The sequence below is a fragment of the Psychrobacter sp. UBA3483 genome (assembly GCF_002377905.1).
Taxonomy (GTDB): Bacteria; Pseudomonadota; Gammaproteobacteria; order Pseudomonadales; family Moraxellaceae; genus Psychrobacter.
Genome location: NZ_DFQS01000016.1, coordinates 1 through 13,659, shown reverse-complemented (window position 1 = coordinate 13,659; position 13,659 = coordinate 1). Strand labels below are relative to the sequence as shown.

At 44.1% G+C, this 13,659-nt stretch carries 12 protein-coding genes; 7 read left to right on the top strand and 5 right to left on the bottom strand.

What is annotated here, in order from left to right:
* Window positions 1–160 precede the first annotated feature (160 nt).
* Together B2866_RS02945 and B2866_RS02940 are read left to right on the top strand one after the other, a co-directional pair.
* Entirely contained in the window at window positions 161–685 is a 525-nt protein-coding gene (locus B2866_RS02945; protein WP_296190564.1) for an ABZJ_00895 family protein, read from the top strand.
* Window positions 686–853: 168 nt separating this feature from the next.
* Window positions 854–1,414 (top strand): DUF421 domain-containing protein, encoded by a 561-nt coding sequence (locus tag B2866_RS02940; protein WP_296190561.1) that lies wholly within the window; start codon window positions 854–856, stop codon window positions 1,412–1,414.
* A 165-nt stretch (window positions 1,415–1,579) separates the two neighbouring features.
* Here the strand turns inward: B2866_RS02940 and B2866_RS02935 are convergent, their stop codons facing one another.
* Entirely contained in the window at window positions 1,580–2,026 is a 447-nt protein-coding gene (locus B2866_RS02935) for a DUF2147 domain-containing protein (RefSeq protein WP_144296396.1), read from the bottom strand.
* 276 nt (window positions 2,027–2,302) lie between these two features.
* Here B2866_RS02935 and rlmH point away from each other — a divergent pair, with 276 nt between their 5' ends.
* Together rlmH and B2866_RS02925 are read left to right on the top strand one after the other, a co-directional pair.
* Window positions 2,303–2,791: a 23S rRNA (pseudouridine(1915)-N(3))-methyltransferase RlmH gene (rlmH, locus tag B2866_RS02930; protein WP_296190559.1), complete on the top strand. Its 489-nt coding sequence runs from the start codon at window positions 2,303–2,305 to the stop codon at window positions 2,789–2,791.
* A 116-nt stretch (window positions 2,792–2,907) separates the two neighbouring features.
* Window positions 2,908–3,828: a DODA-type extradiol aromatic ring-opening family dioxygenase gene (locus B2866_RS02925; protein WP_296190557.1), complete on the top strand. Its 921-nt coding sequence runs from the start codon at window positions 2,908–2,910 to the stop codon at window positions 3,826–3,828.
* A 131-nt stretch (window positions 3,829–3,959) separates the two neighbouring features.
* Here B2866_RS02925 and B2866_RS02920 read toward each other — a convergent pair whose 3' ends face one another.
* Entirely contained in the window at window positions 3,960–5,453 is a 1,494-nt protein-coding gene (locus B2866_RS02920; RefSeq protein WP_296190555.1) for an amidase, read from the bottom strand.
* Window positions 5,454–5,668: 215 nt separating this feature from the next.
* The gene (locus tag B2866_RS02915; RefSeq protein WP_296190553.1) at window positions 5,669–8,974 is read right to left on the bottom strand and encodes a DNA translocase FtsK; all 3,306 of its coding nucleotides are present in this window, start codon (window positions 8,972–8,974) and stop codon (window positions 5,669–5,671) included.
* A 596-nt stretch (window positions 8,975–9,570) separates the two neighbouring features.
* Here B2866_RS02915 and trxB point away from each other — a divergent pair.
* The 3 genes from trxB to B2866_RS02900 all read left to right on the top strand — a co-directional run bounded on the left by trxB (window position 9,571) and on the right by B2866_RS02900 (window position 12,021).
* Entirely contained in the window at window positions 9,571–10,593 is a 1,023-nt protein-coding gene (trxB, locus tag B2866_RS02910) for a thioredoxin-disulfide reductase (protein WP_296190552.1), read from the top strand.
* On the top strand, window positions 10,594–11,436 hold the full coding sequence (gene aat, locus B2866_RS02905; RefSeq protein WP_296190550.1) for a leucyl/phenylalanyl-tRNA--protein transferase: 843 nt from the start codon (window positions 10,594–10,596) through the stop codon (window positions 11,434–11,436).
* 147 nt (window positions 11,437–11,583) lie between these two features.
* Window positions 11,584–12,021: a MerR family transcriptional regulator gene (locus B2866_RS02900; RefSeq protein WP_296190548.1), complete on the top strand. Its 438-nt coding sequence runs from the start codon at window positions 11,584–11,586 to the stop codon at window positions 12,019–12,021.
* A 27-nt stretch (window positions 12,022–12,048) separates the two neighbouring features.
* Here the strand turns inward: B2866_RS02900 and rimI are convergent, their stop codons facing one another.
* A complete protein-coding gene (gene rimI, locus B2866_RS02895) occupies window positions 12,049–12,537 on the bottom strand; it encodes a ribosomal protein S18-alanine N-acetyltransferase (protein ID WP_296190547.1) in 489 nt (162 codons plus the stop codon).
* Window positions 12,538–12,813: 276 nt separating this feature from the next.
* A complete protein-coding gene (locus B2866_RS02890; protein WP_296190544.1) occupies window positions 12,814–13,341 on the bottom strand; it encodes a peroxiredoxin in 528 nt (175 codons plus the stop codon).
* Window positions 13,342–13,659 lie beyond the last annotated feature (318 nt).

Sequence of the window (13,659 nt, the reverse complement as noted above, 5' to 3'; positions counted from 1 at the left end):
GTCTTCATAACCTCAAATATATCATCTTGCTTCGGCTGTCACCCTTCTTTTATTGCCCCAGCATACTTTTTGATACACCACCAAAACATTAATAAAAATCAGCGTTCATGCTTAATATGTTTTAACACCCTACGCTTTACCCTTCATAAAGGTTATTTTTATGTCACGCAAACCAATGCAGCTTAGCAAGCGTCTTAGTTCAGCAAAAGATGGTCAAACCGCGGGCAATACTTCTAGCAACCTAAACGTAATGCCGCCTAAAATGGCGCCATATATCGGATTCTTTGCGGTGGGTTATGTTTTGGCCAGTGCCATATTTATGATGGTGCAAACCAAATTTGCCCTAAACTCACAGCTGGTCACTGTCGTATCCATCATCGTCGGCGCTTATATCGCGGTGCATAAATTTATTAAGCATCAACAGCGTGCGCTAGATAAAAAGGAAATCAATCGCTTGATGTTTGGCGGCGTTGCGGTGGTTTGGCTACTTACTATAGTTTATTTTTTAGGTATTTGGTTTTTCTTATTTGATGCCGTGAGCCGTGAAGTATTAACTGAGATGGCCATTCAGCAGCCGCTACCCCTGCTTTCGGCGTTGGTGATGATATTGGTGCTGAGCTTAGTCAGCGCGCGTCTTAGTATCTTGTTGATCAACCGTCTCCTTAACCCTAAGCATAGCCACTAATCGTCAAGTCCTTTGAGCGCCTGCCATTATTGAGTGCCTATAGAGACAACCTAATACAAATTTTTTGCACTATTAATGATGAAATTCCGTTACGCTGTTTTTAGTCAAACCCTATTTGCTAGCGATAAAACATTGGACAGTATTTTATGATTAATAGGAGTCCAAATCATGGACATGCTGCTTTTTGACAATATAGAAAAACTTGGGCGCATTATCTTAACAGCGATCATGGTTTATGCGTTAATTGTGTTAATTACCAAAGTATCTGGAAAACGCTCGACCTCGCAGCTCAATAACTTTGACTGGATTGTGACGGTGATGATTGGCTCTTTGAGTGCCAGTACGATTTTACTCGAAGAAATTCCGTTTATCGAAGGCAGCGCCGCTATTGTGACCTTGTATTGTTTACAGTTTTTAGTGACCAAATACGCTTCTGTCTCGGCCAGTTTTAGTCATCTTATTTTATCGGAGCCGCGGATTGTTTTTTATCAAGGGCAATTTTTACCAGATGCCATGCGTGCTGAGCGCCTAACGCGTCAAGAGCTAGAAAGCGCAATGCGTTCTGAAGGGATGCATAGTTTTGATGATATCGAAGCCATTGTTTTTGAGTCAGATGCGACATTGACAATTATTCCAAAACCTACGCCCTCAAATAGTAAAAACGACGAGCAACAGAGTGATGACAGCGTATCAGAAACCATCAAGCCGCTAATGTCAAATGATGACTAAGAAAATGGTTCGTGAGCTTTAAGGTGATAGCGTCTTAAAATAAGAGTATTGAGGTAATGGCTTAACGTTAAAGCATTAAAAAAGGACAGCACATATCAATCTGCTATCCTTTTTGTTTTATAAGTTTGCTTTATAAATTTGCTTTTATAAGAGCACTGGCAAAAATTACTTAATGCGCTGCCACGTTTGCGAGCGACCAAAGACAGGTGTGCCGACATAGCCGCGCAGTTTTAAGCTTTGACCATTGTCACTCAAGGTTAGCTTACCAGAGTAAGTTTTTCCTGATTCAGGGTCGACCAGCTTACCGTCACTCCACTGATTATTACCATCGGCCTTTAAGCCTGACAATATTTGTAGACCTTCAACCGGTTTGTTTTTTAGGCTACCAGGACATTTGGTACAAAGCGCGTCTGCCTTTTCTTTATTCAATACTTTGATGATTTTTCCTGAAACTTTACCACCGCTTTCGGTCAATTGAATAACGGCTTTTTTCTCGCCAGTTTTATCATCAATGGTTTGCCACTGCGTGCCGTTTAAAGAAGCAGCAAACACAGAGGTTGAGAGTAGCGCACCTGCGCTAAGTGCTAATAGACTTGATATAGTACGGTTCATGAACGACTCCTTTCGTTTAAAAAATGTTGCAAACTATCTTATGCTCTATCAAAAAGACGGTACAGGGTTGCTGACGCTTTCTTCACTATTCAACGATAAATACTAGTTAACAATAAGACCATGTAACGATAAAAACAGCAAGTATAATAAAGAACAACTGTTGGTCGAATGCTAGTAAAGCACAAAAAAATGCTTTGTAAAAGGTCTGTTTGTTACAATATCTTAAGCGCAGAATTTTTTTGTTACATTTAACCCATTATAAAAGTGGTCTATATTATGAAAGTAAGAATATTGAGTGTTAGAAATAAAATGCCCAAATGGGTACAAACTGGTTTTGATGAATATTTTAAGCGTATCCAGCCTATGCTTAGTACCGAAATCGTAGAAATTGCCGCCGCTAAACGCGCCAAAAACCCCTCAGACGCCAATTTGGCCCAGTACCGTGAGCAAGAAGGTCAAGCGATATTAGCCACTCATGCTGCGGCTGGACGCGAGCAATTATGGGTGCTCGACGTAAAAGGTAAAATGCTCTCAACCGAACAACTGGCTGAAAAATTGGCTGATGGCATGCAGCAAGGCGATGATATTGCGTTGGTCATTGGCGGCGCTGACGGCGTATCGCCAGAGGTATTGGCAAAAGCAGATGTGAAATGGTCGTTATCTGCGCTGACGCTGCCGCATCCTTTAGTGCGCGTGGTATTAATGGAGCAGCTGTATCGCGCTATGAGTATCAATCACAACCATCCTTATCATCGCGGTAATTAAAACCTTTATAAAAACAGTCATTTGCTATAAAAATCAACCATGCCCTATAAAAAATAATGGCAACGCATCTTCGTAAAACGGATTGAAATATAGGCGCGCGCCCTAATAAATGCACCATGAAACATCCTAAACCTGCGACACCCAAAGCCATGACGGACGCTTTACAACATGAGAGCGAACGTCAAAATACGACAACCTCCAAGAAGGCGCCAATTACCTCAGCGGCTGCTTGGACAGACGCGTCTGTGCTAGCGAATCCTGTAACCTCATCAAAACAGACTAAGCTGCCCGCGCTATTTATCTCGCATGGAGCACCGACGCTCGCCATCGAACAATCCGCAACCACCAGTGCGCTGGCACGTATTGGTCAAAACTTGCCCAAACCGCGCGCTATTGTCATTATGTCGGCGCATTGGCAGTCGGCCAAGCTTGAAATCAGTAGCAATCCGCGACCAAAGACGTGGCATGATTTCTCTGGCTTTGCGCCCGAGCTCTATGATTTGCAATACCCAGCAGCCGGCCAACCAGCACTTGCGGAAACATTGGCGCAGCAGCTAACAGCGCGCGGTATTACCTGCCGTGTAAACCCTTTACGCGTCAGTGACCACGGGGTATGGGCGCCACTTCTGCATCTGTATCCCGAGGCTGATATACCCATCGTACAAATCTCTTTGCCGCAGCATTATGACAGCATCGCTTGCTATCAGTTGGGCGCGCAACTGGCGCAACTGCGCGCTGAGGAAATTCTTTTGATTGGCTCGGGCAATATCACTCACAATTTACAGGCATTACGTTGGCAAGCAGAGAGTATCGATGAGACCGCCAAAGACTTTAAAGTTTGGCTGCTGCAACAACTAAAAACGGATATTCCAAGCGCTTTAGATTGGCAGCAATATCCTAATTATCAAAATGTACATCCAAGTGATGAGCACCTATTGCCGTTATTCTTTGCTTTAGGTGCCGGTCAACGCGTCTCTGTGGTGCATCAAAGCATGGCGCACCACAGCTTAGGTATGGATATTTATCGCTTTGATTAAGCTGTTTTTTGTCTAACGCGCTAGCTTGACTAAAATGCTATTTTGGTAACGTTGTCTTAATCAAAGCGTTTCTGCTTGGCTGTATTTTCTAAAAATTGGGTATTTAACAAAACTTTTTTAATCGTATAAAACTATTTCTCAAAAGCCGGTTTGGTAAACATGCCAGCACGCTCCATCTCGCCTGCGATACTAAATAACGTCGTTTCATCATTCATCCGCCCAATCAGCTGCATCCCAATCGGCAGACCTTTTTTACTCATACCCACAGGCAACGACATCGCTGGTAAGCCGGTGACATTACCTAAAATGGTAAAGCCCATTTTACCAAGTACTGGAGCGCTGAGCTTCTCAATCATACCTGAGCTAAAGGCGAATCTGCCCATATTAATGCCTTTATTGAGCAAGCCTGCGCTCCGCATCAGTGTTTCATCCATACGGCTTGGCGGCAGCACACCATGCTTGACCGCAGGCGTTGGCACGGTTGGACATAAAATCATATCGTACGTCTCAAGCAGCAAGCCCGTTTGATATTGGCTAGCGTGCCAGCCATGCTTAGCGTGGGCTAAATCAACAGCAGATAATGAGCGCCCAAGCATTGCCATATTATAAGTCTGCGGCTCAAGGTTTTGGATATGCTGTGCGCCGTAACAGCGCTCGATATTATCAATGGTAAAAGCGGTATGGGCACAGACCACCACTAAAAAATCATGCCAAAATTGCTCAATATTAATGCTCGGCTCAGCTGGGACCACACGATGACCCATGGCCTCTAGTTGCTTCGCGGTTTTTTCTAATACGGCAAGTACTTCTTTATCGACCTCAGTATTGGCAACCAATGGCTGTTGATGCAGGGCGATGGTTAATTGCCTTGGCGCGCGCATGGCTGCTTGCAAAAACGTGCCGTCGGGCGGTGCAATGACGTAAGGCGCGCCGATTTCTGCGCCACTGGTCGCATCAAGCATCGCCGCGCTATCACGCACACTTCGCGTAATCACATGGTCAGCGACCGCCCCTTCCCAGCCTTCGCCAATTTCTGGGCCCATAGGGTTACGGCCTCGACTTGGCTTAAATCCAAACGCGCCGCACCATGCCGCCGGAAAGCGTATCGAACCACCGCCGTCACCCGCACCCGCCATTGGCACAATACCGCTTGCGACTGCGGCGGCACTACCGCCCGATGAGCCGCCTGAGCTATAGCCTTTTTTAAAAGGATTGTGCGTGACGCCATGGGCTTTGGGCTCAGTGGTAATAATGAGGCCAAATTCTGGCGTATTGGTTTTACCAAAGGTATTGACGCCAGTGGCTCTCATACGCTTAACGATTTCGCTGTCGCTTTCTGATACGATATTGACGCTGCGACTGCCCATGGTAATTGGTTCATCGGCAAAATGAAACGACAGGTCTTTTAGCAGATAAGGGACGCCGTTAAAGACGCCTGTTGGCAAGCCCTTTTCTGCAGCAGCGTAGGCACGCTCATCAAAGCGGTGGATAATGGCATTTAATTTAGGATTGAGCGCATTGGCTTGATTCACGGCGGCGTCTAACAATTCTTTGGCGCTGACTTCCCCTGCATTCACCAGCGCTGCCAACGCCAATGCATCATATTGGGTATATTCTTTAAACATAACTGACCGTCCTTGGAGAGTGATAGATTCATATTTTTTAAAATTGTTGCTTATTTTTTATAAACACTCACCAGTTTAGTATAAAAAATTGTTGTTTAGCATTGATAAATAAACTCAATAGTCATTTGCAGGTTAGCGCTACTTTATTTTTCCAACAAAAAAGCGAGCCACTCTCATGACTCGCTTTTCATTTTAAATATGAGGTTTATTAACCTTTACATCAACAGCTCGCGCTTACCACTTTTACCCATTGAGCTAACCAAGCCCGCCTCTTCCATCGAGTCGACGATACGCGCCGCACGGTTATAGCCGATGCTAAATTTACGCTGGATACTAGATGCTGATACTTTACGCGTTTCCATAATAAAAGCCACGGCGTCATTATATAAATCGTCATCTTCACCAGAAGCATTGGCGGTACTGGCGCCACCACTGGGACTCGATAGCTCAAAGTTACCGGCCATATTATCAATATAATCGGGTGCACCGCGTTCCCGCCATGCATCACAGACACGGTTGACCTCTTCGTCGCTGACATAAGCACCATGGACGCGGTCCGGCTCAATTTGCCCAGGCCCTAAGAACAGCATATCACCGTTACCAAGCATGTCTTCTGCGCCTCCGCTATCCAAAATCGTCCGCGAATCCACTTTTGAGTTTACTCGGAGCGCGGCACGCACCGGAATATTGGCTTTAATCAAACCAGTAATAACGTCGACGGACGGCCGCTGAGTGGCAAGCATTAAATGAATACCAGCTGCTCGCGATTTTTGTGCTAATCGCGTTATAAGCTCTTCAGCTTGCTTACCGACCTGCATAATCATATCGGCAAACTCATCGGCGACAATGACAATCATCGGTAAGGTTTTCAGCTTAGGCGCTTGGCTAACACTGACGCTGTCATTGGGACGCCATAAGGGATCGAGCATCGGCTTACCTGCTTTTTCGGCGGCGATGACTTTTTTATTAAACTCGTTAAGTTTACGCACCTTGAGCAAGCTCATCAGCTGATAACGGCGCTCCATCTCTGCCACGCACCACGACAAGGCGCTGGCCGCTTCGGTCATATCGGTGACCACTGGCGTTAACAGATGCGGAATATCATTATAGTTGGCAAGCTCGAGCTGCTTTGGGTCAATCAAAATCATACGCAGCTCATTTGGCGTATATTTGAGTAGCATAGAGAGTAGCATAGAGTTGACCAATACCGATTTACCAGAGCCTGTGGTACCCGCAACGAGCATATGCGGCGCGCGCGCAAGGTCGGTGATAATCGGATTACCGCCAATATCTTTACCCATCGCCATGCTGATTTGCGCTTTGGGGTCTTTAAATTTTTCCGTATTTAATAGTTCAATCAAACGTACCATTTCGCGCTGTTTGTTCGGTACTTCAATTCCGATATAAGGTTTACCCGGAATGACCTCGACCACGCGTAAAGACGCCATCGATAGCGAGCGCGCCAAATCGCGCGAAATACCTGTCACCTTGCTGGCTTTGACGCCAGGCGCAAGCTCTACTTCAAAGCGCGTAACGACAGGGCCTGGAATGGCATTGACCACGTTTGCTTTGACGTTGAATTCTTGCAACTTAATCTCTAATAATTCTGACAATTGCTCAAGCTCCGCCAATGTATAGCTTGGCTTACGGTCAGGGTCTGGCTTATCCAAAATCGATAGCTCTGGAATCGGCGTCAGGCTGCTACGATAAGCGGCGGTTTGCATTGAGCGTGATTTTTGACTAAAAGCGGCATCATCACTGATATGCGGCATCACCGGCAGATCAGTCTCGTCAGCTCGGCTGTCATCTTCTGGCACCATGTCAGTAATATGATTACTGCTATCACCCTCTGGCACTGCAAAGCTTACGGTCGGTTTAGCAGCCGCCGGAGCAGTATTGGTCACTGAAGTACCAGTATCTACCGTCGGCGCTAATTTAGGATTGGCAGGCGGCGTATTGGTCGGCGTCATGTCAACGATTTCACTGATTTCATCGGCTGGAGCAGCGTTATCTGCTTGCCAGTCTTTCGTCACTGCGTGTTGAGTTGACAGCACTTCATGTTGGGTAGAAGACTCAGAGTCATCGGTAAACTCAGAGTCTGCGATAGACCAAGCTTCAGAGAAGTCATCCATTGAGTCATCAATGTCATTATCAAATGAATCCTCTGCTACCTCTGGCTCTTCAGCAAATGATGCCTCTATTACTGGCGCTTCAATAATAGCGTCATCTTGCTCTAACTCAGATGCTACCGACACTGCTGCATGTTCGGCCAACCACGCATCTGCTAAGTGATTAACTGCTGAGCTATCAATTGCTAAGCTATCAACTGCTAAATCAACGCTTTCTGTTATTTCATCTTCATCATTAATATTATCAAAAGCATTAGACGTAGCAGCAGATTTAGCGAGGGTTGAGGTGTTTGTAGCAGCAGTATCATAACCAAACGTCTCTTGCTCAGCCATTGCTTCACGCGCCAACAAATCATCAACCGTATCGGCATCGTTCCAAGCAAAACTTGGTTCAACTTTGCGTGCAGGCGCCATCACAGGATTTGCGACAGGCGCTGAGGGTTGCTGTTGGTTAACATGACTAAAATTGCTTACATTAGCTGAAGCTGTTTGTAATTGCTCATCTTGCGCTGCGCTATTCGTTGCCGTTTGTGCCACTGCTGCTGCCGTTGACATAGACGCTTTAACGCTAGCACCAAGACCTGACGTCGCTAAAAACTCTTTCAATACGTTGTTAAAGCGACCACTTTTATCGGCGGTTTGAGCATGATTAGCATGGTCAGTAGCTGGCAAATCGAGTGGTAACTGCTCAAAGCCCTGCGCCGCTTTTGCATCGCTCACACTTTCATCATTTTGCTGTTGCTCAGATGCTGCTGGCGCGGCTTGTATATTATCGCGTTTACTATCACGCGCTTGAGCCGCATTGTCTTGAACTGCAGCATCGCGCCATGACCATGTTTTGATTTTTTGATAAATCGCTAGCCAATGAATATTAAAGGCAAACGTAGCAGTAATCACCACAAATACTGTCAAAAACGTCACACTACCCCACTGCGATAAAAGCTGGGCCAAACGTGCTTGCAGCTCAAGCCCAATAATACCGCCAGCAACCCCTTTAAGCCCAGACGTCATTGGGTCTGCAACTTGCTGTACTAGCGCCACCAATTGCGCAAACAAGGCACTGGCACTTAAGAGCAAAAATACATAAGCCACCAAACGTAATAACCAAAACGTTGGTTTGTTGTCCCACCAAATCAGCACCGACTCATAAACCAAAAACGCCAGTAACCACCAAGCACCAAACCCAAAAAAGCTATAGAGCAAATCTGACAGCCACGCGCCCATCTCACCGCCCATATTATTTACGGTGGTCATGTCACTACTGATGTGCGACCAGCTCGGATCGTTACCCGTATACGTCATCAAAATGACAAACAAATAAACCGCCAGCATTAACCCAAGCAGGGTAAATATGCCCTTTTTTAAATACTCAATAAGTGGTGCTGATATCACGTAAGATCTGCCTTGTTGTCAATACTCGTTGTTAATGCTCGTTAGTGCTGGTTATTAATTAAGTGGTTGCTAGCTTATGGTTGAAATTTCTCATGCTGAAGTGATTTTCTACTATTAGATGGCAATATATAAAAACAATGTATAAAAGCAGTGTATCAGTCATCATCTAACTTTCTGCGTTATTCACTGACCACTACGCTTGCATAACTTCTTATAATAACAAATACATAGGCGTAGTGGCGACAGTGTTATCAAGAAAGCGCAGAAGAAAATGCATTATTAAGCGGTTGAGCAAAAAATGCAGTCATTAACCGAACATTCGCCACACTTTTCAGTAATAAAGCGGTGTGCAATAAAAAATTCTGCTTTCATTTTAAAAGCAGTCTTTAAACTCTCCGTGCTTTGATTCTAATGATATCCATATTCATTTTAGCAAACTTGCACTTTTTGCCCTCAGCCCTTATGTTATTATCACACAGCAATAAGAAAAACCATATTCATCGCGACTTTTAGCGACTATTTTTATAACATTTATCATTTGTACCACGTATTTTAATTTTTATATTTCTTATTTAGATAGCAAGCAAGGAAATTTTATGGCAACTGATAGCACGGCTCCGCGCCACGAAAAACTCATTATTTTGGGCTCAGGCCCTGCCGGTTACGCCGCTGCCGTTTATGCAGCACGCGCCAACCTAAAACCTGTCATGGTCACCGGTCTAGAAGTTGGCGGGCAGCTGACCACGACTACTGAAGTCGATAACTGGCCAGGCGACGCGCATGATTTAACTGGTCCTGCGCTTATGGATCGTATGAAAGCCCATGCCGAACGTTTTGGCACCGAACTGGTCTACGACCATATCAATGAAGTCAATTTAAACGTACGCCCTTTTACTCTAATCGGTAATAATGGTAGCTATACTTGTGATGCCCTGATTATCTCAACAGGTGCATCTGCGCAGTATTTAGGATTAGAGTCAGAAAACAAATTCCGCGGTCTTGGCGTATCAGCTTGTGCCACCTGCGATGGTTTCTTTTATAAAAACCAGAAAGTCGCGGTCATTGGTGGTGGTAATACCGCTGTTGAAGAAGCCTTATATTTATCAAACATCGCCTCTGAAGTGACGCTAGTCCATCGCCGCGACAGCTTGCGCTCTGAGAAAATCCTGCAAGATAAGCTGTTTGAAAAAGTCAAAAACGGTAACATCAAAATCGAATGGAACCATAAAGTTCGCGAAGTCGTCGGCGATGATATGGGTGTCAATGGGTTGGTCATCGAATCGATGATTGATGGCAGCACCAAGCAATTAGACGTGTTTGGTATGTTTGTCGCCATTGGTCATAAGCCAAATACAGATTTGTTCAAAGGCCAGCTAGATATGAAAGATGGCTACCTCATCGTTAATAGTGGTCTAAATGGCAATGCCACCCAAACCAGTATCGAAGGCGTCTTTGCCGCAGGTGACGTCGCCGACCACGTTTATCGTCAAGCCATCACTTCGGCGGGTACTGGTTGTATGGCAGCGCTTGATGCTGAAAAGTATTTAGATGCGATTGGTGAGACAGTGGCAACCGATCATACTTATGCGTCGACATTGACTGAAGATAAAGAAGCATAAATGAGCGATTTTGCTAAAGATAACGACCGCATTGATATTAATATTAATGCGGCTGCTATAGCGCCTGAATCTTTTCGTCAATACATAAAAAGTCTTGGGCGTTATAATTTTCCCGATCCTGCGATCGTTGATGCTGATGGCATCGGTATCGTCGCTATCGGTGGAGATTTAGCGCCTGAAACGCTGATTTCTGCTTATGCGCAGGGATTATTTCCGTGGTTTAATGAAGATGAGCCTATCGCGTGGTGGTGTCCTGAGCCGCGCTGCGTTATGCTGCCAACGGATTATAAGCCTAGTAAATCACTACGCAAACAAGCGAATCGCAGCCGTTGGCAATTAACCCTCAATCAAGCGTTCGACGACGTTATCCATGCTTGTAGTTTACCGCGTAGCGATGGTTTAAATAGCACGTTACCCGAGGGCGAACATACTTGGATTCATAGCGAGATGATTGACGCCTATACCGAGCTACACGCCCAAGGCTTTGCCCATAGCATTGAGGTTTGGGATGATAAACAGCAGCTAATTGGCGGTGTATATGGCTTAAAAATAGGCGGTATTTATTTTGGTGAATCGATGTTTCATGTTGCGTCTAATGCGTCAAAGCTTGCCTTTTGGGGCTTGATGCGTTTATGTGAGCAAAGCCATGTCCAATTGGTAGACTGTCAGCTGCCAAACGACCATCTGCTCAGTTTGGGAGCTGAAATATTGCCACGCGCTGACTTTTTGCTAGAGCTAGATACCCTCATTGGCAGCCGTTCCGTTAAATGGCAAAGTAACTCTCATCAGCCTTTGGCTGTCTCATTACTCGATAACCCACAGCCTTGGCAATTAAACATATAACGTAAATTGATTGAGCAAATATTTAGTTTCGCAGCGTTCTTATCTACTTTTAAATAACTTTAATATTAAATAAGCATAGCAACAAATAATGCTTGCTATCATTTTTTACATAATTAGTAAGTTAGCTATTTTACTTACGAGGCTATCATGGCACCCGATACAGCATTTTTATTGATTGGCACATTGGCGACCAAGGCCAATACTACCAAAGATACCATTCGTCATTACGACCAATTGGGGTTACTAAAATCTCGCAAACGCCAAGCAGGTTCACGGCTATATACCGAGTTTCATCCCGAATGCGTCGAGCGTATTGAGCTGATAAAAAGCGCCCAAGCCATTGGTTTCACGTTGACTGAAATCAAAGACAGCCTCAATGATTATTATGACGGCCAGCTTGATATTGATTTGCAGCTAAACCTTACTCAGCAAAAACTGGCGCAAGTTAAAAAGCAGCAAACGACGATTAACCTCATGATAGAGATGTTGGCTGAACGCATTGAAGTGCTTGAACGCATGAAAACCGATGAAAACTATCTCTCCAACATTGATATCTGCAAAAAGAAAATACCGCCGCAAGCATGACTTAACTATCCTCTAAACAACCCATTGTTAATGGTAAACTCGCTGCATAATCAAGGCATCGATAGCGGGCTGATGCGGCAGTTGATAATAATTTTTACGTATATGAATCACAGCAAACGCTTGCTGCTCATATAAGGCAATCGCTGGCGCATTGTCTGCGCGCACTTCTAACAATAAGCTTTCTACTTTATTATTTATTAGCTCATTATTTAATGTAGCAAAAAGCTGTGAGGCAATACCTTGACGCTGATAGTCAGGATGGGTGCCAATACGCAGTATCTCTGCTTGCTCAAAAATTACTTGATAGAGGCAGTAGCCAATGACTTTATTATTATCGGCTTTATCTTCTTGTTTATAAACTATGAGCATATGCATACTATCTTGCGGGAGTATCTCAGCCAACGTCTGCTCAGTCCATGCGTCGTGCGGCTGTACGAGCGCTTCGATATTTGCAACGGCTTGAATCGCTTGTTGCCGCTCTGATGTATTGGTTGCTAATTTCTTTATAATAAACACCGCTTTTCCTTTTATTTTTCTTATGCAATAAATACTATGTTATCGTCATTTTTATAATTACTCAGAAATGACATTATCTATGTCATAAATACCCGCTTTAGCGCCTCATATTTAACGCTATCTTAGGCATTTATTTTAATGTTGCCAAAACTTTTGTAGAAAATATAAAAAAACTGCGTAGTCCTTATATTTAAGAACCACGCAGTTTGATCAAATTTAAGCATTTATCAACGACTGATGGTACCCATCAAACGTCAATGTACTCAAGGATTGTGATTAAGCATTACTTTTCAGATATTCTAACATGGTATCTGCATCTGATACTTCAAACGGGTCTGTCGGGCAGTTGTCGTCAAAACCCGCTTCTTTAAACACTTTCTTAATTTCTTTATTGTCGACGTACATCGAGTAGCGCCATGAGCGCATACCAAAGCCCAGATTGCTCTTATCAACCAGCATGCCCATTTTACGAGTGAACTCACCATTACCATCAGGAAGCAAGAAAACATTCTCACGGTTCTGCTTTAAGCCCCATTGGTACATGACAAAAGCGTCATTAACAGAAATACAAACGATTTCATCTATGCCTAACGCCTTAAATTCATCGTAAAGTTCTTCATAGCGAGGTAAATGGCTGGTCGAACACGTTGGCGTAAAAGCACCTGGTAGAGAGAAAACCACCACTTTCTTATTAGCAAATAACTCATCTGTGGTTAGGTCTTGCCATTTAAATGGGTTATCTCCGCCGATAGATTCATCACGAACACGAGTTTTAAAAGTTACATCAGGTACATGGGTAATCATTATTTACTCCGATTTGGGTTATTGTGTTTTTATTTTTAAAATGCTGCCGTTATATAATAAGGGTTATAGCTATCCATAAGCAAATTTTTAATCCTATATCTACTATATATGAAGTAATCTGTGTAATTTAAAGCCTTTAAAGTTATAGTGAGTGAAAAGTAATATAAATACCTCAAATGATGCACTCTCACCTTCACACCCCACAAAAAAAGCCACCCTTTATCAGGATGGCTTTTTCTTATTGCTTAACGTGATCAGATTACTCTGATAGCGTTAGTGCTTTGATGCTTAGCTAAGGACGTTAGCAACAACACCAGC

Coding starts and splice junctions, on each gene's coding strand:
- B2866_RS02920 (WP_296190555.1), bottom strand. CDS start 5,453: ATGTTTAAAGAATATACCCAATATGATGCATTGGCGTTGGCAGCGCTG.
- B2866_RS02900 (WP_296190548.1), top strand. CDS start 11,584: ATGGCACCCGATACAGCATTTTTATTGATTGGCACATTGGCGACCAAG.
- B2866_RS02945 (WP_296190564.1), top strand. CDS start 161: ATGTCACGCAAACCAATGCAGCTTAGCAAGCGTCTTAGTTCAGCAAAA.
- B2866_RS02890 (WP_296190544.1), bottom strand. CDS start 13,341: ATGATTACCCATGTACCTGATGTAACTTTTAAAACTCGTGTTCGTGAT.
- aat (WP_296190550.1), top strand. CDS start 10,594: ATGAGCGATTTTGCTAAAGATAACGACCGCATTGATATTAATATTAAT.
- B2866_RS02925 (WP_296190557.1), top strand. CDS start 2,908: ATGAAACATCCTAAACCTGCGACACCCAAAGCCATGACGGACGCTTTA.
- rlmH (WP_296190559.1), top strand. CDS start 2,303: ATGAAAGTAAGAATATTGAGTGTTAGAAATAAAATGCCCAAATGGGTA.
- trxB (WP_296190552.1), top strand. CDS start 9,571: ATGGCAACTGATAGCACGGCTCCGCGCCACGAAAAACTCATTATTTTG.
- B2866_RS02935 (WP_144296396.1), bottom strand. CDS start 2,026: ATGAACCGTACTATATCAAGTCTATTAGCACTTAGCGCAGGTGCGCTA.
- B2866_RS02940 (WP_296190561.1), top strand. CDS start 854: ATGGACATGCTGCTTTTTGACAATATAGAAAAACTTGGGCGCATTATC.